This window comes from Klenkia soli, assembly GCF_900103975.1.
Lineage (GTDB): Bacteria > Actinomycetota > Actinomycetes > Mycobacteriales > Geodermatophilaceae > Klenkia > Klenkia soli.
Genome location: NZ_FNIR01000010.1, coordinates 160,393 through 184,243 on the forward strand (window position 1 = coordinate 160,393; position 23,851 = coordinate 184,243).

Below are 23,851 nucleotides of genomic sequence, written 5' to 3' on the forward strand. Positions count from 1 at the left end.
TCAGTCGGTCGGGATCGCGCCGACCAGGTCGGCCTCGGTGTACCCGCGCTGGGCGGCCAGCAGCTCGCGGGCGGCGTCGGTGCTGTCCCACACGTTCCACAGCAGCACCCCGCGCAGCCGGTCGCCGGCCAGGTAGTAGACGACGCCCTGGGCCGGGCCGTCGCCCCCGGGCGGGGTGGCCCAGTCGGCCACCATGTCCAGGTCGGCCGACAGCGTGCCGACCGCCTCGTACCCCGAGTCGAACAGGTCCGAGTAGAACGACGGCGTGTGCGTGTAGGGCTCGGCCTCGCGGCCGCGGGCGTCGGCGGCCATGACGCGGCCCACCGCCGTCCCCATGTCGGTGGCGTTCTCGACGTGCTCGACCCGGGTGCGGCCCAGGATCGGGTCCGGCCAGCTGGCTGCGTCGCCGGCGGCGTAGACGTCGGGGTCCTCGGTGCGCCCGAAGGCGTCGACCACGATGCCGTCGTCCACGGCGAGACCGGCGTCCGCGGCCAGCCCGGTGGCCGGCTCGATGCCCAACCCGACGGCGACCCCGTCCACCTCGAGGGTGGAGCCGTCGTCCAGGGTCAGCGTCACGCCCTTCGCGTCGGCCGAGCCGCCGGTGACCCGGGTGGTCGGGTGCACGGTGACGCCGGCGCGGGTGAACCGCTCGGTGAGGTGCTCGGCGAGGTCGTGCGGGTACTTCTCCCCGCCGAGGAACTCCTGCGGATAGACGAAGGTGACCCGGGTGTCGTTCTGCACCAGCGCCGCGGCCAGCTCGCTGCCGATGTACCCGCCGCCCACGACGGCCAGGTGCCGACCCTCGCCGGCCAGCCCGCGCAGCCGCCGGTAGTCGGCCATCGTGCGGAAGTGCACGACCCGGTCGTCGGCGGGGAGGTCCAGCTGCCGGGGGTGGCCGCCGGTGGCCAGCAGCAGCTTGCGGTAGCCGATCTGCTCGCCGTCGGCGGTGGTGACCGTGTGCCCGGACCGGTCCACCGCGTCGACGCGGGTGGCCAGCTGGACGACCGCACCGGTCTCGTCGGTGCCCAGCCAGGAGTCGTCCAGGGTGAACTCGGGGTCGGTCCAGAGCTTCTTGGACAGCGAGGGGCGGGCGACCGGCGGGTCGACCTCCTCGCCCACGACCCCGATGCTGCCGTCGGTGTCGATCTCGCGGATGCCACGGGCGGCGCTGTCGGCGGCCATGCCCGCGCCGATGATCAGGTAGTCGTAGGTCGTCACCTGGTCAGTCGTGCCCCGGGCACGCCGGTGCGACACCCCGGGGCCTCACCGGTGTTCCTCGAGCGTGATCGCGGCGTTGACCAGGGCCAGGTGGCTCAAGGCCTGCGGCAGGTTGCCCAGGAAGCTGCCGTCGGCGGGGTCGAGCATCTCGGCCAGCATGCCGACGTCGTTCGCCGTGCCCGTCAGCTCGTGCATGAGCGCCCTGGCCTCGGGGCCGCGGCCGCACAGCTGCAGCGCCGAGACCATCCAGTACGAGCAGGCCAGGAACACGCCCTCCTCGGCGTTCATGCCGGTGTAGCGGTACAGGTGCGGGCCGGCCCCCAGCTCGCGGCGGAGGGCGTCGAGGGTGGAGCTCATCCGCTCACCGCGGTCGAAGCCGCTGACGGCGTGCAGCAGGATCGAGCAGTCCAGCCCGTCGCTGCCGGGGTACCAGAGGTAGGCGCCGCGCTCGTCGTCCCAGGCGTGGTCGTCGACCCACTGCCGGATGCGGCCGGCCTCGGCCCGCCACCGGTCGGACTCGCCCGGGATCTGGCCGGCCTCGGCCAGCTCGACGGCCTTGGTCAGCGCCTGCCAGCACCCGAGCTTGGAGGTCGTGTAGTGCTGCGGGTCGTGCAGCTCCCACATGCCGGAGTCCTTCTGCTGCCACCGGTCGCAGGCGGTGTCGGCGATCTGGGCCAGCAACCGGCCGGTCTCGGCGTCCAGCACGTTGCCGTTCTCGACGTACAGCGCGACGATCGAGAACAGGTCGCCGTAGACGCCCAGCTGCAGCTGGTCCGCGGCACCGTTGCCCACCTGCACCGGGCCCACGCCGCGCCAGCCGGGGACGTCGGGCTCGTCCACGCCGTCGGTGAGCTCGCCGTCCAGGGTGTAGCAGACCCGGGGCTCGGGGCCGTGGCGTCGGATGGTGCCCAGCAGCCAGCTCATCGCCCCGTGGGTCTCCTCGCGCAGCCCGAAGCGGAACAGCGCGGTGAGGGCGTAGGCGGAGTCGCGCACCCAGGCGAACCGGTAGTCCCAGTTCTTGTCCCCGGCCATCGTCTCCGGCAGCGAGGTGGTGCCGGCCGCGACCATCGACCCGCTGGGGGAGTGGATGAGCAGCTTGAGGGCCAGGGCGCTGCGCCGTACCTCGACCTCGAAGTCGCCGGACCAGTGGAACTCCCGCGACCAGGACTGCCAGTTGTCGATCGTGCGGTCGATGCCGGCGTCGACGTCCTGCGGGTCGGCCAGGAACAGCGGTTCGCGCTCGGTGGCCACCAGGCCGAGCACCGCGCGGGAGCCCGGCGTCGAGGTGTAGGTGACGTCGATGCGCTGGTCGCCGGTCTCGACGGCGTCCTCGCCGAGGGTCCGCACGGCGAGGGTGAGCCCGTCGACCCGGAGCACCGCACCGTGGGTGGTCTGCTGCACCCACGGCGCGGCGGTGTTCAGGCAGGTGCCCGGCCGGACGGCGGCGCGCATCGCCACCGTGCCGGCCAGGCCCTCGATCCGCCGGCCCAGCTCGGACCACGGCAACCGCCCGGCCACACCGGTGTTGAGCGCGTCGGTGACCCGGACGCTCCCGCTGGCCGTGGTGAAGGTGGTGGCCAGGACGTTGGTGTGCTCGACGTACTCCCGGGACGCCGTGAACGGCTCGACGGGGGCCAGCTCGACGCAGCCCCCGTTCTCGGCGTCCAGCAGGGCCGCGAAGACCGGCGGCGCGTCCATGGCGGGCAGCGGCAACCAGTCGATGCGGCCGTCGAGCGCCACGAGGGCGATCGTCCGGCCGTCGCCGATCGCGGCGTAGCTGCGCAGGTCCGCGTAGCCCGCGGCGTCCCGGGAGGTGGTCGTCACGGGGTGGGCATGCCGCCGTTCACGTTGAGGGTCTCGCCGACGGTGTAGCCCGACTCGGCCGACGCCAGGTACACGTAGGCGCCGGCGAGCTCGGCCGGCTGCCCGGCGCGGCCCAGCGGCGTCTCCGCGCCGAACTCGGGGAGGGCGTCGGGCTGCTGGCCGCCGGAGGCCTGCAGCGGCGTCCAGAACGGGCCGGGGGCGACGACGTTGACCCGGATGCCCTTGGGCGCGAGCTGCTGTGCCAGCGCCTTGCTGATCGTGTTGATCGCGGCCTTGGTGGTCGCGTAGTCGACCAGCCCGGGGGCGGGGGAGTACGCCTGGATCGAGCTGGTGGTGATGATCGTGGAACCGGCCGGCAGGTGCGGCACGGCCTCCTGCACGACCCAGAACACCGAGTAGACGTTGGTCTTGAAGGTGGCGTCGAACTGCTCGCTGGTCAGGTCGGCCAGGTCGTCGACCCAGACCTGCTTGCCGGCGACGAGCACGATCGCGTCGAGCCCGCCGAGCTCCTCGACGGCGGTGCGCACCAGCTGGCGCGCCTCGGACTCCACCGACAGGTCCGCGGGGGCGAGCACGGCCTTCCGGCCGGCCTCGCGCACGAGCTGCGCGACGGCCTCGGCGTCGGACTGCTCCTCGGGCAGGTAGTTCAGGACGACGTCGGCGCCCTCGCGGGCGTAGGCGATGGCGGCGGCCCGGCCGATGCCGGAGTCGGCGCCGGTGATCAGCGCCTTGCGCCCGGTCAGCCGGCCGGTGCCGCGGTAGGTCTGCTCGCCGTGGTCGGCGCGGACCTCGAGCTCGGACTCCAGGCCCGGCGCGTCGATGCTCTGCGCCGGGTAGCCGTCGGTGCGGTACTGGTCGACGGGGTTGGTGAAGGTGTACTGGTCGGTCACGAAGGGTTGCCTCCAGGGCGATGCTGGTGGGACCGGCCGCTGGTGGCTGAACGACCACACCGTCCTTGCCCTGGTCGGACGCGGCCCAACCGGTCCGGGTCGGTGGCCCGGCCCACGTCGACCACCTACCGTCGGTCTCCGTGAGCGCGCCCCCGCCGAGGTCGTCGGCCCCGCTCGCCCGGGTCCTCCTGCCGCTGGCGGCGGTGGTCATCGTGGTCGGCGTGGTCGGCCTGCTCCTGCTGGGCCGCGGGTCGTCGGTGGCCGTCGGGGACTGCGTCGCGGCCGGCGACGGCGAGGTCGTGGTGGTCGACTGCGGTGACGCCGCGGCCACCTTCCGGGTCATCGGGGTGCTGGACGACGTCCGGCCCGTGGACTCGCAGCCGGCCTGCCTGGCCGCCTTCCCGCGGACCACGGCCAGCTACTCCGAGGGGGGCCTGTCGGCCGAGCCCGCCCAGGTGCTCTGCCTCGTCGCGGCCTGACCCGGGGGGCTGGCAGAGTCACCGGCATGGGCCTCGACGACGTCGTCATCTGCTCCCCGCTGCGCACCCCGGTCGGCCGCTTCGGCGGCGTGTTCGCCGGGCTGACCGCCACTGCGCTGGCCGCGACCGTGCTGCGCGAGGTCGTGGCCCGCACAGGTCTGCAGGAGGGCGAGGTCGACGACGTCGTCCTCGGCCAGTGCTACCCCAACGGCGAGGCGCCGGCGATCGGCCGGATCGCCGCCCTGGACGCCGGCCTGGGCGTCGGCGTGCCGGGGCTGCAGATCGACCGGCGGTGCGGGTCGGGCCTGCAGGCGGTCGTCTACGCGTGCCTGCAGGTGGGCGCCGGGGCCGGCACCGTCGTGGTGGCCGGCGGCGCGGAGTCGATGAGCCAGGTCGAGCACTACGCCCTGGGCCTGCGCACCGGGGTCAGGGGCGACGGCACGATGCTGCACGACCGCCTCGCCCGCGCCCGCGAGACCGCCGGCGGCATCCACCACCCGGTGCCCGGCGGGATGCTCGAGACGGCCGAGAACGTGCGCCGCGAGCACGACGTCGACCGGCTCTCCCAGGACGCCTGGGCACTGCGCTCGCAGCAGCGCGCCGGCGCCGCGATCGCCGAGGGCCGGTTCGCCGACGAGGTCGTGGGCGTGGAGGTGCCGGGCACCCGGAAGTCCCCGGCGCGCACGGTCACCGAGGACGAGCACCCCCGGCCGCGGACCACGATGGCCGACCTCGCCGCGCTGCGTCCGGTGATGGCGTCGGTGGACCCCGCCGCCACGGTCACCGCCGGCAACGCCTCCGGCCAGAACGACGGCGCCGCCCTGTGCGTGGTCACCACCCGGGCCGAGGCCGACCGGCGCGGGTGGGAGCCCTTCCTCGCCCTCCGCGGCTGGGCGGTCGCCGGGGTGCCGCCCGAGACCATGGGCATCGGGCCGGTACCCGCGGTCGCCGCCGCGCTGGCCCGCACCGGGCTGACCCTGGCCGACATGGACCTGATCGAGCTCAACGAGGCCTTCGCCAGCCAGGTGCTGGCCTGCCTGGCCGCCTGGGAGTCGTCGGGGCAGCTGGGCGAGGACGACCGCGAGCGGGTCAACGTCAACGGCTCCGGCATCTCCCTGGGCCACCCGGTCGGGGCCACCGGTGCCCGGATCCTGGCCACGATGGCGCACGAGCTGAAGCGGCGCGAGGGCCGGTACGGCCTGGAGACGATGTGCATCGGCGGCGGTCAGGGCCTGGCCGCGGTCTTCGAGCGGGTGTCCTGAACCCCGGTCCTGTCGGTACCCCGTCGTAGCTTGGCGCCGACCTCGGGAACCGGGGCAGGGGCAGGAGGTGGCCGGTGTACGAGTTCGACGACGGGCTGGTGGTCAGCGCCGGTGACCTGACCGGCTTCCTGGCCTGCGAGCACCTCACCCGGCTCTCCCGCGAGGTCGCCCGGGGCGAGCGGGCCCGGCCCACCGCGGTCGACCCGATGACCGCGCTGGTCGCCGAGCACGGCATCGCGCACGAGGCCCGGCACGTGCAGCGGCTGCGCGACCGGGGCCTGTCCGTCGTGGAGATCGCCCAGCCCGGCTCCGGCCGCGACGCCGCCGGCCTGCACCGGGCCCAGGCCGACACGGTGGCCGCCATGCGGGCCGGGGCCGACGTGGTCTACCAGGCCACCTTCTACGGCAGCCGGGCCGCGGGGGTCACCTGGCGCGGGCACGCCGACTTCCTGGTCAAGCGCACCGACCGGAGCAGCGCGCTGGGCCCCTGGGCCTACGACGTCGCCGACACCAAGCTGGCCCGCCGCATCAAGGTGCCGGCGATCCTGCAGATGGCGCTCTACGGCCGGCTGCTCGCCGACCTGCAGGGCGTGCCGCCCGAGCTGCTCACCGTGGTCACCGGCGACCAGCAGGAGCTGGTCTTCCGCTTCGCCGACGCCGAGGCCTACGCGCGGGCGGCCGAGGAGCGGTTCCTGGCCCGGCTGGCCGACCTCCGGCTGGCCGAGCCCTACCCGAACGCGCACTGCGGGGTCTGCCCGTGGCGCGAGACCTGCACCGCCCGGTGGGCCGCCGAGGACCACCTGTCCCGGGTGGCGTTCCTCCGGCGGGACCACGCAGGGGCCCTGGTCGCGGCCGGCATCGGCACGCTCACCGCGCTGGCCGGGCAGGGTCCCGATGACCTGCCCGACAGCATCGGCCGCACCTCGCGCGAGCGCATCACCCGGCAGGCGGCGCTGCAGCACGCCGAGCAGCTCACCGGTGTGCCCGGCTACGACTTCCTGCCGCGGGTGCCCGGCCGCGGGTTCGAGCTGCTGCCCCCGCCCAGCCGCGGCGACGTCTTCTTCGACATCGAGGGCGACCCGTTCACCGGCGACCACGGCCTGGAGTACCTGTGGGGCGTGCTGGACCGGGCGGGGGAGTACCGCGCGTTCTGGGGGGTGACCGCCGACCAGGAGCAGGCCGGCTTCGAGGCGCTGGTCGACCACCTGACCGCCGTGCTGGCCGCCGACCCCGATGCGCACGTCTACCACTACGCGCCCTACGAGCCGGCGCGGCTGCGGGCGCTGTCGGCCCGGTTCGGCAGCCGGCAGGCCGCCGTCGACCGCCTGCTGCGCGGCGACGCCCTGGTCGACCTCTACGCCGTGGTGCGGCAGGGCCTGCAGATCAGCAAGGAGTCGTACTCGATCAAGAAGGTGGAGGACTTCTACCGCGGGCACACGAGGCCGGTCGGCGAGGCGGTGTCCGACGCCGGGGCCAGCATCGTGGCGTTCGAGCAGTGGCAGCAGACCGGCGAGCAGCGGCTGCTCGACGAGATCGAGGACTACAACCGCGACGACTGCGTGTCCACCCTGCAGCTGCTGGACTGGCTGGAGGAGCGCCGGGCCGAGCTGGCCGCCTCCGGGGTGCCGCTGGGCCGGCCTGTCGACGCCGACCCCGATCCGAGCCCCGCCGCCCAGGCCGCCGACGCCGCCCGGGAGGCCCTCGAGCAGCAGCTGCTGGCCGGGCTGCCCGACCACACCGCCGACCGGTCGCCCGAGCAGCAGGCCGTGTGGCTGCTGGCCCAGCAGCTGGGCTGGCACGCCCGCGAGTCCCGCTCGGAGTGGTGGGAGTTCTTCCGGGTGCGCGACCTGACCCCGGCCGAGCTCGAGCGCGAGACGGCGGCGCTGGGCCCGCTCGAGCCGCCGGTCGTGCTGGGCGTCGCCGAGGGCCGGGTGCACGTCGCCCACCGGTTCCCGCCGCAGGAGACCAAGCTGGCCCCGGGGCAGCGGGTCGAGCAGGTACCACCGGGGGCGGACGGCCGTGCGGTGTCCGCCGAGGTGGTCGCGGTCGACGGCGCCACCGGTGAGCTGGTGCTGTCCCGGCCGGTGGGGCGGGCGGGCGACCACGCCGAGGGGTTGCTGCCCACCGGCCCGCTCGACGCCCGCAACCAGAAGGCGGCGCTGCTCCAGCTGGGTGCCGCCGTCGCCGACGGCGGGCTGGCCGGTCCCGGGGTGCGCACCGCGGCCGCCGACCTGCTGGCCCGGCGCCCGCCGCGGCTGCGGGCCGGCACCCCGCTCCAGGTGCCCGGCGAGACCGCGGCCGACCGCACCCGCCGGCTGGTGGCCGCGCTCGACGGCGGCGTGCTGGCGGTGCAGGGTCCGCCCGGGGCGGGCAAGACCTGGGCGGGGGCGCGTGCCGTGCTCGACCTGGTGCGCGCCGGCCGGCGGGTGGCGATCACCGCCAACAGCCACAAGGTGGTCGGCAACCTCCTCGACGGGGTGCTGCGCGCCGCCCGCGAGGCCGGCCAGCCCGTGCGCGCGGTGCAGAAGGCCCCCGCCGACCAGCGCTGCGCCTCCCCGGAGGTGCTGGGCACCGACGACAACGCCACCGTGGTCGAGCTGCTCGACGCCGGCGACGTCGACGTCGTGGCCGGCAGCCCCTGGCTGCTCACCCGGGCCGACCTGGCGGGCCGGCTCGACGTGCTGGTCGTCGACGAGGCCGGGCAGCTGTCGCTGGCCGACACCCTGGCGGTCTCCCGCTGCGCCACCGACCTCGTGCTGCTCGGCGACCCCCAGCAGCTGCGGCAGCCCGGCCGGGGCATCCACCCCGACGGCGCCGACGTGTCCGCGCTGCAGCACGTGATCGGCGACGACGACGTCCTGCCCGCCGACCGGGGCGTGTTCCTCGACCGGTCGTGGCGGATGGCCCCGGCGCTGTGCCGGGTGGTGTCCGAGCTGTCCTACGAGGGGCAGCTGCACCCGGCGCCCACCACCGCCGGCAACGCGATCGACCTGCCCGCGCGGTGGGCCGCCCCGGCCGGCATCGGCTGGGTGCCTGTGGTGCACGAGGGCAACGGGTCCGCGTCGGGGGAGGAGGCCGCCGTGGTCGTCGAGCTGGTCGGCGACCTGCTCGGCCGGGCCTGGCGCGACCCGGGTGGCGACCGGGTGGTGGGGCAGGCCGACGTCCTCGTCGTCACCCCGTACAACGCGCAGGTCAACCGGATCCGCTCGGCGCTGGCGGCGGCCGGCTTCGCCGACGTCGAGGTCGGCACCGTCGACAAGTTCCAGGGGCGGGAGGCCGCGGTGTCGGTGTTCAGCCTGGCCGCCTCGAGCGGTGCGCACGTGCCGCGGCGGCTGGACTTCCTGCTCGACCGGCACCGGCTGAACGTCGCCCTGTCGCGGGCCAAGACGGCGGCCTACCTGGTGGGCAGCCCGGCCCTCCTCACGTCGCCGGTGCACACCCCTGAGCAACTACGCCTGGTGAACGGGCTCTGCCGGCTGGTCGAGCACGCCACAGGGCGTGTCGGACCTGGGTCGGCGGGGGTCCGCGGGGCAGATGTGGCCACTCTCGGTCACGAAGTGGACACGACCCTGGTGCGGTGACCAGGTGCACCGATACGGTCACGTCACGGTTGACCGGCCGACGGCGGCGACCGAGCACAGGGGGTGGGCAACCATGACGAGCACGCACGAACCGGCATCCGTGGTGGCCGCCCGTCAGCTGGCCCTCGAGGCGCACGAGGCCCCGCACGGCCAGTCGGCCCGCGCGCGCACCGGTGCCCGCCGGGCAGCCTCCGCCCGGGCCCTGCGCGATGCCGTCCGCGGCGCCCGTGAGCTGACCGGGGCCTCCGCCGGATCCTGACCCCGGTCCCCGCGGGGAGGCGGTCGACGCACCGGGGGGAGAGACCACCGGGCGCCGACCACCGGACCCCCCACAGAGGTCCGACCACCGACCCCGTGGCTCGGTGGCTTCACAGGGTTCGGGCTGTGCTCCCCGCGTGGTTCACCCGGACGGGTGTGGCGCCGGTCATGCCGTGCGGCCCAGTGCCTCCAGGACCGGGCGCTCGACGGGAGTGGGCGGGGTCGGACGGGCGCCCGCGGGCCGGAGGTCGAGGAGCCCCGTGGCCGACAGCGGCGGCTGGGCCATGAAGCGCGGCGCACTCCCGTGGTGAGGCTGGGCGGCGTGCACCAGGAAGGGGTGCACCAGCCACACGTCGCCGGCCCGGCCGGTGGCCAGGGCCTGCGTGCGGTGCCGGCTGACGGCCTCGGCGTCCGGGGAGACGTCGGCCACCGAGCGGCCCCGGGCGCCGGCGTCGGCCAGCAGCGGGGGCACGTCGCGGTGCGAGCCGAGCCGGATGCGCGTGGGGGCGTCCTCGGGGCCGACGTCGGTGAGCAGGAACAGCATGAGCAGGGCACGGCCGCGGCTGGCCAGGTTGGTCCACCAGCCCTGCGCAGCCAGGTCGGGGTCGTCGGGGGCGAACCCGCCCTCGACGTGCCAGCCGGTGTCGCCGGGGTCGACGTCCCGCTGCGGGAAGCGGATCGGCCACGTGCCCAGCCCGAACGGCGCCGACCACCGGCCCTCGCCGGCCAGCTGGTCGTAGGCGGTCTGCAGGCGGGTGGTGTTGCCCATGGCGACGAACGGCGGGGCTGCCGACCAGTCCAGCCGGACCACCGGGTGCACCCAGGTGGCCGGGTCGTCGGGGTCGAGCTCGGGGTGCCGACCCCGCAGGTCTGCCCACAGCAGCCGGCGGCCCCGCTCGGCGAGCACCGGCGGGAACGCGTCCTCGACGAGCACCGCGCCGTCCCGCTCGAAGGTGTCGACCTGCTCCGTGGTGAGTCCGGGGTGCACCGGATGATCGTCCCCGCTTCGGCTCTGGTTAGGCTACCCTCACTTGGACGTCGACCCCGGGAGCCCGCATGAGCACGGCCACCGAGACCCTGCAGCCGGTCTACCGCTTCTTCCGCACCACCCTGGCGCGCAGCGAGCGGCTCTCGCCCTCGTTCCTGCGGCTGACCTTCACCGGCCCCGACCTCGACCGCTTCGGCGTCGGCGGTGCCGACCAGCGGTTCAAGCTGCTCCTCGCCCAGGACGGCCACCCCCTCGACGACCTGCTGGCCATCACCGGGCCCGACTGGTACCCGGCCTGGTGCGCGATGCCCGACGAGACCCGGCCGCACATGCGCACCTACACCGTGCGGGCGTTCCGGCCGGAGGTGTCCGAGCTCGACGTCGACGTCGTGCTGCACGGCATCGGCGCCGACGGCAGCGTCGGCGAGGGCGCCGGCCCGGCGGCGGTCTGGGCGGCCCGGGCGGTGCCCGGTGACGAGATGGTCTTCCTGGGGCCCGACCGCCCGGGCGCCGGCCGCATGTGGGGCGTCGAGTGGGCGCCGCCGGCCGAGGCCGACACCCTGTTCCTGGCCGGCGACGAGACCGCCGTCCCGGCGATCGCGGCGATCGTCGAGGCCCTGCCGGGTGACCAGCGGGTGGTCGCCGTCCTCGAGGTGCCCGAGGCGGGTGACTTCCTGCCGCTGCGGTTGCCGCCGGGGGTCGACGTCCGGTGGCTGGCCCGCGGGTCGCGGCCGCGCGGCGAGCTGATGGAGACCGCCGTGCACGCCGCGCTGCGCGAGCTGGGCATCGCCCGCGACACCCCGGGCGTCGACCCCGAGGCCGGCGACCCCGCGGAGGACGACATCCTGTGGGAGGTGCCCGAGGCCGGGGCGCACACCAGCTGCTACGCCTGGCTGGCCGGCGAGGCCGGGGTGGTCAAGGAGCTCCGGCGGCGGCTGGTCCGCGACCTGGGCGTGCCCCGCGACGCGGTCGCGTTCATGGGCTACTGGCGGACCGGCGCCCGCGCGGCGGGGTGACCCTGCTCGTCGACGTCGCCAACGTGGTCGGGTCGCGGCCCGACGGCTGGTGGCGGGACCGCGCCGGGGCGACCTCCCGCCTGCTCGCCCGGCTGGCGACGCTGGACGACGAGGTGGTGGCGGTCGTGGAGGGCCGGGCCCGGGACGTGCCCGACGTGCCCGGCGTCCGGCTCGTCCGCGCGACCGGCAGCGGGGACGACGCCCTGGTGGCCGCGGTGGTCGAGCTGCCGGGCCCGCTGGTGGTGGTCACCGCCGACCGCGGTCTGCGGGCCCGGCTGCCCGAGGGAACGACGGTGCGCGGCCCCGGTTGGCTGCTCGACCGACTGACCTGACCGGGGTACCCAGCGCGGGGCACCCCGGTCGACGGGTCAGACCGTGGTGAGGACCGGGCGGGCGCGCTTGCGGCCGGGCAGGGTGGCGGCCAGCGCGAGGGCGATGCCGACGCCGTCCTCGATCACCGCGGCCTGCCAGTCCGGGATGCCGGCGGACCCGGCCCAGCGGCGGAAGCCCAGCCCGCCCCAGGTGCCGGCGGCGGCACCGACGAGCCCGGCCAGGATCGGGACGGCGGCGTTGGCGTCCTCGCGCGCCGACAGGGCACCGGCGCCCCCGGCGGCCGAGGCGAAGCGCAGCGGCAGGCCCTGCGGGCTGGTGCGCGGCGGGGTGTCCTCGAGCTTGTCGGCGTAGAGCTCGGCGCCGATCGCGCCCACCGCGCCGAGCTTGCGCACCGCGCCGCCGTCGGGGTTGGTCAGCGCCGGGGCCGACAGACCCAGCGAGCTGCGGCAGCCGGTGGCCACGCCCAGCAGCAGCGAGCGCACGGTGAGCCCGCCGGACGCCTTGCGCTTGGGCTTGTCGGAGGGGGAGGGGATGGCCTCGACCACGGCCTGCACGGCGGCGCCGTAGGCCAGGTGCGGGACGGCGTCCGAGATCCAGTCCTTGCTGGACCAGTCGCGGGGGTCGCTGACGCCCAGCGCGGTCGTCGCCCCGTCGGTGAGGGCCATGGCGGCGGCTCCGGTGGCGACGGCGCCGACGGTGGTGGGCAGCCGGACGCCGGCGGTGCGGGCGAGGCTGGCCAGCACGCCGACGGCCACGCCGTTGCCGATGCCCGACAGTGCGCCCAGGGCGGTGCGGCGGTTCTCGCGCTCGCTCTTCTTCCCCGGGAGCTTGGTGCCCGCGGCGTCGACCGCGGCGTCGATGGTGTCCTCGGGGGTGCTGCTGGCGCCGCGGCCGCGCAGCGCCATGTCGAGGTAGGTGACGGCATTGAGGACGGTGGTGCCGGCCGCGCCTGCGGCCAACCCCCGTGAGAAGGACCCGGTCATGCCCCGACCCTGCGACCTGCGGCCCGGCCCGGCAACCGGTGGCTCGCGTCACGTGCGGACCATCACGGTGCTGACCTGGGCGTTTCGCAGGCATCGGACAGGCTCGGCTGGCACCGTGGAGACCAGCGCCCGAGGTCGTGTGCCCATCCCCGCCACCCGCGCCCCCACTCTTCCTGCGAGGTCCCCCCGTGTCTGCACCCTTCTTCCTGCGTGCCCGCGAGCCGGTCGGCCGCATGGTCCGCGGCGCCACCAGCCGTGCGCCCCAGCCGTCCCTGACCACCCTGCGCGTGGCCGTCGCCGCCCTGTTCGCCCTGGACGGGTTCGTCTTCGGCACCTGGGCCGCCCGGGTCCCCGACGTCAGCGCCCAGGTCGGCGCCGACCACAGCACCCTCGGTGCGGCCCTGCTCTGCCTGTCCCTGGGCGCGCTGGCCTGCATGCAGCTCACCGGCGCGCTGGCCGCCCGGCTCGGCCCGGGGCTGGTCGCCGCCGTGGCAGCGGTCGGCGTGTGCGTGACGGCCGTGCTGCCGGGCCTGGCGACGTCGGTGCCGCAGCTGTGCGCCGCGCTGCTGGCCTTCGGTGCGGCCACCGGCATGGTGAACGTGGCCGCCAACAGCGTGGGCGTGCAGGTCGAGGCCCGGGCCGGCAAGCCGCTGCTCTCGGGCATGCACGCCGCGTTCAGCTTCGGCGGGCTGGGCGGCGCCCTGCTCGGCGGGCTGGCCGCGACCGCCCTCGACGTCCCCACGCACCTGGTCGTCGTCGCCGGCGCCGGGCTGCTGCTGACCGCCGTCCTCGTGCCGCCGCTGGTGGGTGCCGACGCCGTCGTCGTGCAGCCGGTGGCGGTGGTCGAGTCGGCACCGCGGCGGCGACCCACCGCGGTGCTGGTCGTGCTGGGGTGCATCGCTGGGGCCACCGCCTACGGCGAGGGTGCGCTGACCGACTGGGGCGCCCTGCACCTGCGCGAGGACCTCGGTGCCGCCTCCGGTCTGGCCGCCGCGGGCTACGCCGGGTTCGCGCTGACCATGGCCTGCGGCCGGCTCGCCGGTGGCGCGCTGGTGGCCCGGCTCGGCGAGCGCCGGCTGCTGGTGGGCGGCACGCTGCTGGCCGCGGTGGGTGCCCTGCTGGCGGTGACCACATCGTCGGTGCCGGTCGCGCTGGCCGGGTTCGCCGTGGTCGGGCTGGGCCTGGCCAACGTGTTCCCGCTGGCCATCGCCCGGGCCGGCGCGCTCGGCGGCTCGACGGGCATCGCGACGTCCACGACGGTCGGCTACACCGGCCTGCTCGGCGGGCCGCCCGCGATCGGCTTCCTCGCCTCGCACGCCGGCCTGCCGGTCGCGCTGGGCACGGTGGCGCTGCTCGCGGTGGTCGCCGCCGTCCTCGTCGTCCTGGTGGACGGCGACCGGGTGCGCGTGCCCGCCGTCCCGGTCCTCCCGGCCCTGGACCTGGCCCCGGTCCACCGTGCCGCCGGCGACCTCCGCATCCTCGCCGTCGCCTGACCCGCCCGGGGCGCGGCAGGATGACGCCGTGGAACGCGTGTTGGGCATCGGTGGCTGGTTCGTGCGCTCGGCCGACCCCGGGGCGCTGAACGCCTGGTACCGCGACCACCTCGGCATCGGCGTCGACCCCGAGGCGCCGTGGGAGCAGCAGGCCGGGCCCACGGTGTTCGCCGGCTTCGACGCCGACACCGACTACTTCGGGTCGGCCCGCCAGCAGGTGATGCTGAACTTCCGCGTGCGCGACCTGGACGCGATGCTCGCCCAGCTCCGCGCCGCCGGCGCCGACGTCTCGGACGACGTCCAGGACCTGGACGGCGTCGGCCGCTTCGGCTGGGTGACCGATCCCGAGGGCAACCGCGTAGAGCTCTGGCAGCCGGCGTGACCGGCATCGACCCGGAAGGGAGAGCGGCCTGGCAGGCACAGATACCGGGTCTCCGCCGGTTCTGGGAGCCGGTCGTCGCGCGTGTGCTGGCGGACGTCGAGCGAACCACCTCGGTGGACGTCACCTGGTCCGTCGAGCTGGTCGAGTGGCAGCTCGACCCGGAGCCGAGCCCAGGGTTCTGGCTCAACCCCGGGCCGCAGCCGCTGCCGGTGCGGGATGTGCCGTTCCCGTCGCTGCAGCTGCGGCTCCTGCACCAGTGGTTCGACCTGCGGGTTCTGGACGACGCCGAGGAGGCCGCCGCAGAGCTCGCCGGCGTCCTGCAGGACTACGTCATCGAGGAGCTGCCCGGCGCCTGGCCGGTGTGCGAGGGGCACGCCCACCCGATGCAGTCGGACCGGACGGAGGACGGCGCGGTGTGGCGCTGCCCCGTCGACCCGGCCGGGACCACCGCGATCGGCTGCTTGACGACGGTTGGCTAAGGGTCGTAGCTTGTGGCTAACAACGTTAGCCATTGGAGCGCGACATGACCGAGCACCTGACCGTCGAGGGCGGCACCATCGCCTACGAGCTCACCGGCACCGAGGGCCCGCTGGTGGTCCTCGCCCACGGCATGGGCGACAGCCGCGCGGCCTACCGCTTCCTCGTCCCGGAGCTGGTCGCGGCCGGCCATCGGGTGGCGAACGTGGACCTGCGCGGCTGCGGGGAGTCCAGCGCGGTCTGGCCCTCGTACAGCCGCACCGACATCGCCGGTGACCTGCTCGCCGTCGTCCGGCACCTCGGCGGGCCGGCCGTGCTGGTGGGCCACTCGATCTCCGGCGGCGCCGTCACGATCGCGGCGGCGCAGGCCCCCGAGCTGGTCACGGCGCTGGTGGAGCTGACGCCGTTCACCCGCAAGCAGGCGGTCTCGCTGAAGGACCTGCGGTCCGCCCGGTTCCGCCGCGGCATGCTGCACCTCGTGGGCACCGGTGTGCTGGGCAGCGCCGGGCAGTGGCGCAAGTACCTCGAGATCGCCTACCCCGGGCCCAAGCCGGCCGACTGGGCGGAGCGGTCCGCGCAGGTCGACGCGATGCTGGCCGAGCCCGGCCGGATGAAGGCCGTGCAGAAGATGGGCATGACCCCCGCCACCGATGCCGGCGCCGCGCTGGGCGACGTCCGCTGCCCGGTGCTGGTCGTGCAGGGCACGCTGGACCCCGACTGGGCCTCGCCGCAGGCGGAGGGCGAGGCGATCCTGGCGGAGCTGCCCGACGGCCTGGGCCGGCTGGCGATGGTCGAGGGCGCCGGGCACTACCCGCACGTGCAGCACCCGGCGCGGGTGCTCGCCGTCCTCCTGCCGTTCCTGGCCTCCGTCGATGCCTAGGGCCGGCCTCGACCAGGCCGCGGTCGTGGCGGCCGGGGCGGCACTGGCCGACGACGTCGGGTTCGCCGCGCTGACGATGGGCGGGCTGGCCGAGCGGGTCGGCGTCCGCACGCCGTCGCTCTACAAGCACGTGGCCGGGCAGGAGGACCTGGTCCGCCGGATCGCCGCCCTCGCCCTGGACGAGGCCGGCGCCGCGGTCGGCGCGGCGATCCAGGGGCTGGCCGGTCGGGACGCCCTCGCGGCGGCGGCCCGGGCCTTCCGGGACTACGTGCTGGCCCACCCGGGCCGCTACGCCGCCACCGTCGGGGTGGAGCCGACCGGCCCCGACGACCCGGTGGCGATCGCGGCAGCCCGGGCGCTGGACTCCTTCCGCGCGGTGCTGCTCGGCTACGACCTGGCTCCGCAGCACGCAGACCACGCGCTGCGCACGGTGCGCAGCGCGCTGCACGGCTACGCGACCTTGCAGGCCGGGCGTGGCTTCCAGTACTCGGCGGACGTCGACGAGAGCTTCGAGTGGCTGGTCGACCTGCTCGACCGCGGTCTGCGGAGTGCACCGCGACCCTGACCGATGAGTTCGCCGACCCGCCGCCGTCGATGCTGCGGGGCGTTCATCCGGAGCGCCGGGGAGCGGTGAGGGAGCACGGGATGACCGACCACGGCGAGGACGAGGTCCGGGGCACGGTGAGGGCTGCCGACGGCCTGGGCGTGGTGCGCCTGGAGGTCCGGTGCGCCGTCGGGGTCGACGAGCTGTGGTCGGCGCTGACCGACCGGCGCCGGCTCGGTGCGTGGCTCGGCGAGCTGGACGGCGACCTCCGGTCGGGCGGGGAGTTCACCGCGCGGTTCACGGCCAGCGGCTGGGAGGGCACGGCTCGGGTGGAGGTCTGCGACCCGGGGCGACGGCTGGTCGTGCGGACGCAGTCTCCGGACGAACCGGCCGGCCGCTTCGAGGTCACGCTCACCCCGCACGGTGCCCGCACCGACCTGGTCGTCGAGGACAGCGGTCTGCCCGTGGACCAGCTCGCCGCCTACGGGGCGGGGGACCAGATCCACGTCGAGGACCTCCTCGCCCACCTCGCCGCCCGCCCGCCCTGCGACGCCCGCGCGCGGTGGGCGGAGCTGCACCCCGGCTACCAGGTCATGGCGCCGGGCTGAACCCGGCCGCGCCCGGCGGGAGGACGCCGGTCAGGCTGGGGTGGTGAGCGACGAGGCGGGTGTCCGGGTCCGCGGTGCGCGGGAGCACAACCTGCAGGACGTGGACGTCGACGTCCCCCGCGACGCCCTGGTCGTGTTCACCGGGGTCTCGGGCTCGGGCAAGTCGTCGCTGGCGTTCGGCACGATCTACGCCGAGGCCCAGCGCCGGTACTTCGAGTCCGTGGCGCCGTACGCCCGCCGGCTCATCCAGCAGGTGGGCGCCCCGGCGGTCCGGGAGATCACCGGCCTGCCGCCGGCGGTCGCGCTGCAGCAGAGCCGGGGGACGCCGAGCAGCCGGTCCACCGTCGGCACCGTCACCACGCTGTCGAACTCGCTGCGGATGCTGTTCTCCCGCGCCGGCAGCTACCCGGACGGCGCCCAGCACCTGGACTCCGACGCGTTCAGCCCGAACACCGCCGCGGGCGCGTGCCCGGAGTGCTCGGGCCTGGGCATCGTGCACACGGTCACCGAGCAGTCGCTGGTGCCCGACCCGTCGCTGAGCATCCGGGACGGCGCGGTCGCCGCCTGGCCGGGCGCGTGGCACGGCAAGAACCTGCGCGACATCCTCACCGAGCTCGGCCACGACATCGACCGGCCGTGGCGCGAGCTGCCGCAGGCCGAGCGCGACTGGATCCTGTTCACCGACGAGCAGCCCGAGGTCACCGTGCACCCGGTGCGCGGGCCCGGCCAGATCCAGCGCGACTACACCGGCCGCTACCAGGGAGCCCGGGCCTACGTCATGCACACCCTGGCGAACACCGGCAGCCCCACGCTGCGCCGACGGGTGCTGCAGTACGTGCTCACCGACCCGTGCCCGGTGTGCGGGGGCACCCGGTTGCGGCCGGAGTCCCTCGCGGTCACCGTCGCCGGCCGCAGCATCGCCGAGCTGACCGCGCTGCCGATGACCGAGCTGCTGCCGGTGCTGCGCGCCGCGGACCTGTCGACGGTGGGGCGGGGCATCGCCGCCGACCTGGTCGCCCGGGTCGAGGTGCTCGCCGACCTCGGCCTGGGTTACCTGGGCCTGGCCCGGACGACGCCGACGCTCTCGCCGGGCGAGCTGCAGCGGTTGCGGATCGCCACCCAGCTGCGCTCGGGCCTGTTCGGCGTCGTCTACGTGCTCGACGAGCCCTCGGCCGGCCTCCACCCGGCCGACACCGAGCAGCTGCTGACCGTGCTGGACCAGCTCATCGCCGCCGGCAACTCGCTGTTCGTCATCGAGCACGACATGGCGGTGGCCCGGCGGGCGGACTGGGTCGTGGACGTCGGCCCGCGCGCGGGGGTGCACGGCGGGCGGGTGCTCTACAGCGGCCCGGTGGCCGGGTTGGCCGACGTCGAGGAGTCGGTGACCCGGCGCTTCCTGGCCGACCGGGGGCCCGCCGTCCGCACCCGGCGGGAGCCGTCGTCCTGGCTGACCCTGTCCGGGGTCAGCCGGCACAACCTGCGCGACGTCGAGGTGCGGGTGCCCCTCGGGGTGCTGACCGCGGTCACCGGCGTCTCGGGGTCGGGCAAGTCGACGCTGGTCAGCCAGGTGCTGGCCGAGGTCGTCGAGTCCTCCCTGGCGGGTTCCGCCGTGCCGGCGGAGGGGGTCGACGCGTTGGACCGGCTGGTGCAGGTCGACCAGAAGCCGATCGGCCGCACGCCCCGGTCGAACCTGGCGACCTACACCGGCCTGTTCGACGTCGTCCGCAAGCTCTTCGCCGACACCGACGAGGCCCGGGCCCGCGGCTGGTCGGCCGGGCGATTCTCCTTCAACGTGGCCGAGGGCCGCTGCCCCACCTGCCAGGGCGAGGGGTTCGTGGCGGTCGAGCTGCTGTTCCTGCCCGGCAGCTACGCGCCCTGCCCGACCTGCCACGGAGCCCGGTACAACGCCGAGACGCTCGAGGTCACCGTGGCCGGCAAGACCATCGCCGACGTGCTCGAGCTGACCGTGGAGGCGGCGCAGGAGTTCCTCGCGGACGTGCCGGCTGCCGCGCGCAGCCTGCGGACCCTGCAGGAGGTCGGCCTGGGTTACCTGCGGCTGGGCCAGCCGGCGACCGAGCTCTCGGGCGGCGAGGCGCAGCGGGTGAAGCTGGCCAGCGAGCTGCAGCGCGCCCGCCGCGGGCGCACGCTCTACCTGCTGGACGAGCCGACCACCGGCCTCCATCCGGCCGACGTCGAGGTGCTGATGGCCCAGCTGCAACAACTGGTCGACGCCGGCAACACCGTCGTCCTGGTCGAGCACGAGATGGACGTCGTCGCCGAGGCCGACTGGGTGCTCGACCTCGGCCCCGGCGGCGGGGACGCCGGCGGCCGGGTCGTGGCGGCCGGGACGCCGGAACAGGTGGCGGATTCCAGCAGCGCGACCGCGCGGTTCCTGGCCCCGCGCCTGGCCGGGGTCTGAGCCCCCGGCCAGGCGCTCGACTCAGGCCTGCACGACCTTGCTGCGGTAGCCCTCGATGATGTCCATGAACTCGCGCAGCTCGGGGTCGGGCACCCCGACGAAGTCCAGCGTCGCCTCGATCTCCTTGGCCACGGCGTCGAAACCGGCGGTGTCGATGGCCAGGTGCTCGTGGGCGGTGTCCATGTCGTGGCCGATGTAGCACTTCGGGCCGCCCGCGGCCTCGATGGACCACGAGGTGACCAGCCATTTGTAGCCCGCGGCGTTGGCCGGGTTGCCGTGGTGCTCGTGCACCTTCTCGTTGGCGTTGACCTTGACGTTCTGGAACAGCCGGTCGACCAGGATGTCGACGGCGCCGGCGATGCCGTAGCAGCCGCCGAGGCGCTCGTAGAGCGTGGCGTTCGGCGACTGCTCGGCCGGCGCGGTGGCGGGGTCGGCCTCCGGGGCGAGCCGGCGGGTGTCGGGGACGTGGGCGTGCTCGGGCGTGGTGGTGGCGTCCTGGGTGGTGGTCATGGCGGTGCTCCCTCTGCTGCGCCGATGCTGCGGCTGCTGATGGATCGCGCCCTGCTCCCTCGGACCCCCTCGACGTCTCCCCGGACGCGCCCCCGTTGGGTGTGACGCAGATTACTTGTGGGCGATACCGTGGGGCAACGCCGAGTTCTCGGCGCCTACCGTCGGGGCATGACGTCCCTCCGCAGGCCGCTGGACGAGCTCCGGGACACCGTCGGTCGCCTGGGTGGTCGCGGGGTTGAGGACCTGGTCGGGGACCTCTTCGGTGGTCGGTCCACGCCGTCCCGGCCGTTGGCGGTGATCCAGGCCGACCTCGCCGCGCTGATCGGCTTGGAGGCGGTCAAGGAGCAGGTGCGGGCGCTGGTCGCGTTCCTGCAGGTGCAGGCCCGCCGCAAGGAGCACGGGCTGCCCGAGGCGGCGACGTCCCAGCACCTGGTGTTCCTGGGCAACCCGGGCACGGGCAAGACCACGGTGGCCCGGCTGCTGGCCGAGATGTACCGCGCGGTCGGCCTGCTGCAGAGGGGCCACCTGGTCGAGGTCGACCGGGCGGCGCTCGTGGGGCAGCACGTCGGGGCGACCGCGATCAAGACCGACCGGGTGGTGCGCTCGGCGCTGGACGGCGTGCTGTTCATCGACGAGGCGTACTCGCTGGCCCCGGAGGGCGACGGCCGCAACGACTTCGGCCCCGAGGCGATCGAGGTCCTGCTCAAGCGCATGGAGGACCACCGGCACCGCCTGGTGGTCATCGTGGCCGGCTACCCCCGGCTGATGGAGGCGTTCCTGCTCTCCAACCCGGGCCTGCGCTCGCGGTTCGGCCGCGAGATCCGGTTCCCCGACTACTCGACCGCCGAGCTCGAGGCGATCTTCGTGAGCATGGTGGCCCAGCACGAGTACGTGCTGGAGCCCGGCGCCGACGGGACGCTGCGCAGCACCCTGGCCGGCATACGCGCGGGGGAGGACACCGGCAACGCCCGCTTCGCCCGCACCCTGTTCGAGCAGGCGCTGAACCGGCAGGCGCTCCGGTTGACCCGCGACGGCGACGTCGCGTCGCTGGACCGCGCCGCCGTCACCACGCTGACCGCCGACGACGTCGCCGAGGCCGCCCGCACCCTGCTCGGCGAGCCCACCTCGCTGCCCGAGCTCTCGCGCTGGCAGCGCTGGATGGGGTAGCCGACCCCCGATCTCGGCGTCGACCGGTCAGGCGGGCACGACCCCGCCGACCTCCCCGAACAGCGGGAAGGGGGTGTCGAGCCCGTCGAGGACGGCGTCGAGGCTGCCGGCACGCTCGACCGCGGCTTCCTCGACCAGCACCTGGATCCCGTCGCCCTGCACCCGCGGTCCCACGGCCTGCACGGTCGGTGCGTGCTCGCGGATGAGCCTGTCCGCCTCGGCGAGCAGGTCGCCCGGTCGGAAGGGGGTGGCGACGACGTCCACCCTGACTCGGCCCTCGTACTCGGCGACCAGGTCCAGCACGGCGTCCGGGGGTGTCCCGAACCAGTAGAGGGTGACGGTGGTGCGGTCGTCGCCGAGTACGGGTCCTCCGCTGTCGGGTGAGCCCCCGGCCAGGAGCTGGACGCGCTGGATGAAGTCCGAGACGTCTGCCGACGGGAGCGGCAGCACCAGCTGCTCGGACGCATCCAGGTCCTCCTGGAGGTCGAGCAGCGGCGGATCGTCGGGCATCGGCAGCAGGGTGACGGACCCCGGGGGCCGACCCGGGTCGGCCGAGGGTGGGGTACCGGCGCAGGCGCACAGGGTGAGCGCGACGAGCGCGAGCGCGGGCAGTGGCCGAGGCACGGCAGCAGCATCGCGCACGGCCGGGCCTCGTCGGAAGGCGTGGGTGGCTCAGCCCTCCAGCAGCCAGACGGCGGTGTCGGCCGGTAGCGCGACGGTGCCGTGCGCGTTCTTGACGTGGGTGGTGGACGCCAGCAGGACGGTGCCGGGGTTCGGCACGAGGGCGGTGTCGGCGCCCATGTTGAGCACGCAGGTCACGGTCTCGTCGTCCCCGGCGCAGCGGACGGTGAGGACGTCGCCCGACGTGCTCACCGTCGCCCGGCCGGATCCCAGCGCCGGGTGGGCGGCGCGCAGGGCCAGCGCTCGGCGGTACAGCGTGAGGGTGGAGCCGCCGTCCCGGGTCTGCCGGGAGACGGCGTGCTGCGACCAGTCGTCCGGGATGGGCAGCCACGGTGCGGCGGCACCGTCGGGGGAGAAGCCGACGCCCGGTGCCTCGTTCCACGGCATGGGCACGCGGCAGCCGTCGCGGCCGGCCCGGGCACCGCCGCTGCGGTGGAAGATCGGGTCGAGCTTGGCCTCGTCCGGGACGACGGCCTGCGGCAGCGCGAGCTCGTCGCCGGCGTAGAGGTAGGGCGAGCCGGGCAGCGCCAGCATCAGCAGCGTCGCGGCGCGTGCCCGTGCGGTGCCGAGGGTGCCGCCGCCGAACCGGCTGACCTGGCGGTCCTTGTCGTGGTTGCCGAGCACCCACGAAACGGGGGCGCCGACGGTGGCGAAGGCGTCGAGCGCGGTCTGCACGCCGTCGGCGAAGGCAGCGGCGTCCCAGCCGGACTTGATCAGCCGGAAGGAGAACGACTGGTGCAGCTCGTCGGGGCGGGAGTAGAGCGCGACCTGGTCGAGGTCGGACAGGCAGACCTCGCCGACGAGCATGGTGCCGGGGTACTCGTCGCAGATCGCGCGCCAGCGGCGCCACACGTCGTGCACCTCGGGCTGGTTCCAGGTCATGGCCTGCTCGGGGCCGTGGCCGAAGAGGGTGGGGGAGTAGGCGCCGGGGTTGTCCCGCAGCTGGTCGTCCTTGATGAGCCCGTAGGCGACGTCGACGCGGAAGCCGGAGACGCCGCGGTCCAGCCAGAAGCGGAGGGTCTGGTCGAAGTCGTCGGCGACGGCGGGGTCACGCCAGTTCAGGTCGGGCTGCTCGGGGGCGAACAGGTGCAGGTACCAGCGACCGTCGGGGGTGCGCGACCAGGCGGGTCCGCCGAACAGCGACTGCCAGTTGTTCGGGGGCTCCTCGGATGCTTCGGCGAAGTGGTACCGGTTGGCCTCCGGGCTGCTGGGGTCGGCGAGGGCCTGCTGGAACCAGGGGTGCTGGTCGGAGGTGTGGTTGGGGACGACGTCGAGGATGACCTTGAGGCCGAGCTGGTTCGCGTCGGCGACGAGCGCCTCGAGGTCGGCGAGGTCGCCGTAGTCGGGGTCGACGGCGCGGTAGTCGACGATGTCGTAGCCGCCGTCGGCGCCGCCGGAGGGGTAGTGCGGGTTGATCCAGAGAGCGTCGACGCCGAGCCAGACCAGGTAGGGCAGCCGCGACCGCAGGCCGGCGATGTCGCCGATGCCGTCGCCGTTCGAGTCGGCGAACGAGCGCAGGTAGACCTGGTAGACGACCGCGTCGCGCCACCACTCCTGTGATGGGGCGGGTGCGGCGGGGGACGGCAGCGCTGCCAACCGGGGTGCCATGACTCCGTCATCGGCAGTCGTGGGCCCAGAGGTGTGCACTGGGTCTCAGACGTCCCTGCCATCGATGTGGCAGATCGCCTCGTCGCGCAGACAACCTCTATGGGTGGGGACCTCCCACACCAGACGGGAGCCGTCGTCGTGACGTGGCCACGTTGGAGAGGAAAGACCTCGCGTCGGCGGCCCGGGACATGATGAGGATGTGACCGACAACGGGTTGGAGGCGCGCAGCACTGAAGCAGGTGGTGCTCCA

General features: G+C 75.0%; 22 protein-coding genes. 14 read left to right on the plus strand and 8 right to left on the minus strand.

Translation table 11 applies throughout. The annotated features are described in order from the left end of the window. The 3 genes from BLS67_RS16350 to BLS67_RS16360 are packed head-to-tail and all read right to left on the minus strand — an operon-like array spanning nucleotide 1 to nucleotide 3,932. Nucleotides 1-1,218, minus strand: coding sequence for an NAD(P)/FAD-dependent oxidoreductase (locus tag BLS67_RS16350; protein WP_091247125.1), 1,218 nt, complete (start codon nucleotides 1,216-1,218; stop codon nucleotides 1-3). 45 nt (nucleotides 1,219-1,263) lie between these two features. After that, the gene (locus tag BLS67_RS16355; protein WP_091247129.1) at nucleotides 1,264-3,042 is read right to left on the minus strand and encodes a glycoside hydrolase family 15 protein; all 1,779 of its coding nucleotides are present in this window, start codon (nucleotides 3,040-3,042) and stop codon (nucleotides 1,264-1,266) included. After that, nucleotides 3,039-3,932: an SDR family oxidoreductase gene (locus BLS67_RS16360; protein ID WP_091247131.1), complete on the minus strand. Its 894-nt coding sequence runs from the start codon at nucleotides 3,930-3,932 to the stop codon at nucleotides 3,039-3,041. The genes BLS67_RS16355 and BLS67_RS16360 overlap by 4 nt, the downstream gene beginning before the upstream one ends. Before the next feature lie 140 nt (nucleotides 3,933-4,072). Here BLS67_RS16360 and BLS67_RS16365 point away from each other — a divergent pair, with 140 nt between their 5' ends. The 4 genes from BLS67_RS16365 to BLS67_RS23875 all read left to right on the plus strand — a co-directional run bounded on the left by BLS67_RS16365 (nucleotide 4,073) and on the right by BLS67_RS23875 (nucleotide 9,513). Then, the gene (locus tag BLS67_RS16365) at nucleotides 4,073-4,411 is read left to right on the plus strand and encodes an LppU/SCO3897 family protein (protein ID WP_131801764.1); all 339 of its coding nucleotides are present in this window, start codon (nucleotides 4,073-4,075) and stop codon (nucleotides 4,409-4,411) included. A gap of 26 nt (nucleotides 4,412-4,437) precedes the next feature. Further along, nucleotides 4,438-5,673: an acetyl-CoA C-acetyltransferase gene (locus tag BLS67_RS16370; protein WP_091247134.1), complete on the plus strand. Its 1,236-nt coding sequence runs from the start codon at nucleotides 4,438-4,440 to the stop codon at nucleotides 5,671-5,673. A 74-nt stretch (nucleotides 5,674-5,747) separates the two neighbouring features. Beyond that, the gene (locus BLS67_RS16375) at nucleotides 5,748-9,254 is read left to right on the plus strand and encodes a TM0106 family RecB-like putative nuclease (RefSeq protein ID WP_091247136.1); all 3,507 of its coding nucleotides are present in this window, start codon (nucleotides 5,748-5,750) and stop codon (nucleotides 9,252-9,254) included. 73 nt (nucleotides 9,255-9,327) lie between these two features. Continuing rightward, entirely contained in the window at nucleotides 9,328-9,513 is a 186-nt protein-coding gene (locus BLS67_RS23875) for a hypothetical protein (protein WP_165617619.1), read from the plus strand. Between the two features lie 165 nt (nucleotides 9,514-9,678). On the opposite strand, the gene BLS67_RS16380 is transcribed toward BLS67_RS23875, so the two are convergent. After that, on the minus strand, nucleotides 9,679-10,500 hold the full coding sequence (locus BLS67_RS16380) for a phytanoyl-CoA dioxygenase family protein (protein ID WP_091247138.1): 822 nt from the start codon (nucleotides 10,498-10,500) through the stop codon (nucleotides 9,679-9,681). Between the two features lie 68 nt (nucleotides 10,501-10,568). On the opposite strand from BLS67_RS16380, the gene BLS67_RS16385 reads away from it, so the two are divergent. Together BLS67_RS16385 and BLS67_RS16390 are read left to right on the plus strand one after the other, a co-directional pair. After that, the gene (locus BLS67_RS16385) at nucleotides 10,569-11,516 is read left to right on the plus strand and encodes a siderophore-interacting protein (RefSeq protein ID WP_091247140.1); all 948 of its coding nucleotides are present in this window, start codon (nucleotides 10,569-10,571) and stop codon (nucleotides 11,514-11,516) included. Then, nucleotides 11,513-11,848 (plus strand): cation diffusion facilitator family transporter, encoded by a 336-nt coding sequence (locus tag BLS67_RS16390; protein ID WP_091247141.1) that lies wholly within the window; start codon nucleotides 11,513-11,515, stop codon nucleotides 11,846-11,848. The genes BLS67_RS16385 and BLS67_RS16390 overlap by 4 nt, the downstream gene beginning before the upstream one ends. 36 nt (nucleotides 11,849-11,884) lie before the next feature. On the opposite strand, the gene BLS67_RS16395 is transcribed toward BLS67_RS16390, so the two are convergent. After that, on the minus strand, nucleotides 11,885-12,832 hold the full coding sequence (locus BLS67_RS16395) for a hypothetical protein (protein ID WP_091247143.1): 948 nt from the start codon (nucleotides 12,830-12,832) through the stop codon (nucleotides 11,885-11,887). A gap of 188 nt (nucleotides 12,833-13,020) precedes the next feature. On the opposite strand from BLS67_RS16395, the gene BLS67_RS16400 reads away from it, so the two are divergent. The 7 genes from BLS67_RS16400 to uvrA all read left to right on the plus strand — a co-directional run bounded on the left by BLS67_RS16400 (nucleotide 13,021) and on the right by uvrA (nucleotide 19,635). Further along, on the plus strand, nucleotides 13,021-14,325 hold the full coding sequence (locus tag BLS67_RS16400) for an MFS transporter (RefSeq protein ID WP_242654134.1): 1,305 nt from the start codon (nucleotides 13,021-13,023) through the stop codon (nucleotides 14,323-14,325). 28 nt (nucleotides 14,326-14,353) lie between these two features. After that, the gene (locus tag BLS67_RS16405; RefSeq protein WP_091247144.1) at nucleotides 14,354-14,707 is read left to right on the plus strand and encodes a VOC family protein; all 354 of its coding nucleotides are present in this window, start codon (nucleotides 14,354-14,356) and stop codon (nucleotides 14,705-14,707) included. Then, nucleotides 14,704-15,186: a hypothetical protein gene (locus BLS67_RS16410; protein WP_131801765.1), complete on the plus strand. Its 483-nt coding sequence runs from the start codon at nucleotides 14,704-14,706 to the stop codon at nucleotides 15,184-15,186. The genes BLS67_RS16405 and BLS67_RS16410 overlap by 4 nt, the downstream gene beginning before the upstream one ends. Nucleotides 15,187-15,230: 44 nt before the next feature. Next, nucleotides 15,231-16,064: an alpha/beta fold hydrolase gene (locus BLS67_RS16415; protein WP_091247147.1), complete on the plus strand. Its 834-nt coding sequence runs from the start codon at nucleotides 15,231-15,233 to the stop codon at nucleotides 16,062-16,064. After that, nucleotides 16,057-16,629 carry a TetR/AcrR family transcriptional regulator gene (locus tag BLS67_RS16420; protein WP_091247149.1) on the plus strand — a complete coding sequence of 191 codons (573 nt, stop codon included), beginning with the start codon at nucleotides 16,057-16,059 and terminating at the stop codon, nucleotides 16,627-16,629. Before BLS67_RS16415 ends, BLS67_RS16420 begins: the two co-directional genes overlap by 8 nt. 80 nt (nucleotides 16,630-16,709) lie before the next feature. Further along, on the plus strand, nucleotides 16,710-17,216 hold the full coding sequence (locus tag BLS67_RS16425) for an SRPBCC domain-containing protein (RefSeq protein ID WP_091247151.1): 507 nt from the start codon (nucleotides 16,710-16,712) through the stop codon (nucleotides 17,214-17,216). 43 nt (nucleotides 17,217-17,259) lie between these two features. Further along, nucleotides 17,260-19,635, plus strand: coding sequence for an excinuclease ABC subunit UvrA (gene uvrA, locus BLS67_RS16430; RefSeq protein WP_165617627.1), 2,376 nt, complete (start codon nucleotides 17,260-17,262; stop codon nucleotides 19,633-19,635). A gap of 21 nt (nucleotides 19,636-19,656) precedes the next feature. On the opposite strand, the gene BLS67_RS16435 is transcribed toward uvrA, so the two are convergent. Further along, the gene (locus BLS67_RS16435) at nucleotides 19,657-20,145 is read right to left on the minus strand and encodes a group I truncated hemoglobin (protein WP_091247155.1); all 489 of its coding nucleotides are present in this window, start codon (nucleotides 20,143-20,145) and stop codon (nucleotides 19,657-19,659) included. Between the two features lie 168 nt (nucleotides 20,146-20,313). On the opposite strand from BLS67_RS16435, the gene BLS67_RS16440 reads away from it, so the two are divergent. Next, nucleotides 20,314-21,312, plus strand: coding sequence for an AAA family ATPase (locus tag BLS67_RS16440; RefSeq protein WP_091247156.1), 999 nt, complete (start codon nucleotides 20,314-20,316; stop codon nucleotides 21,310-21,312). A gap of 27 nt (nucleotides 21,313-21,339) precedes the next feature. On the opposite strand, the gene BLS67_RS16445 is transcribed toward BLS67_RS16440, so the two are convergent. Both BLS67_RS16445 and BLS67_RS16450 read right to left on the minus strand, forming a co-directional pair. Continuing rightward, nucleotides 21,340-21,822: a hypothetical protein gene (locus BLS67_RS16445; RefSeq protein ID WP_131801766.1), complete on the minus strand. Its 483-nt coding sequence runs from the start codon at nucleotides 21,820-21,822 to the stop codon at nucleotides 21,340-21,342. A gap of 162 nt (nucleotides 21,823-21,984) precedes the next feature. Continuing rightward, the gene (locus BLS67_RS16450; protein ID WP_091247160.1) at nucleotides 21,985-23,601 is read right to left on the minus strand and encodes a glycoside hydrolase family 13 protein; all 1,617 of its coding nucleotides are present in this window, start codon (nucleotides 23,599-23,601) and stop codon (nucleotides 21,985-21,987) included. Nucleotides 23,602-23,851: the final 250 nt, after the last annotated feature.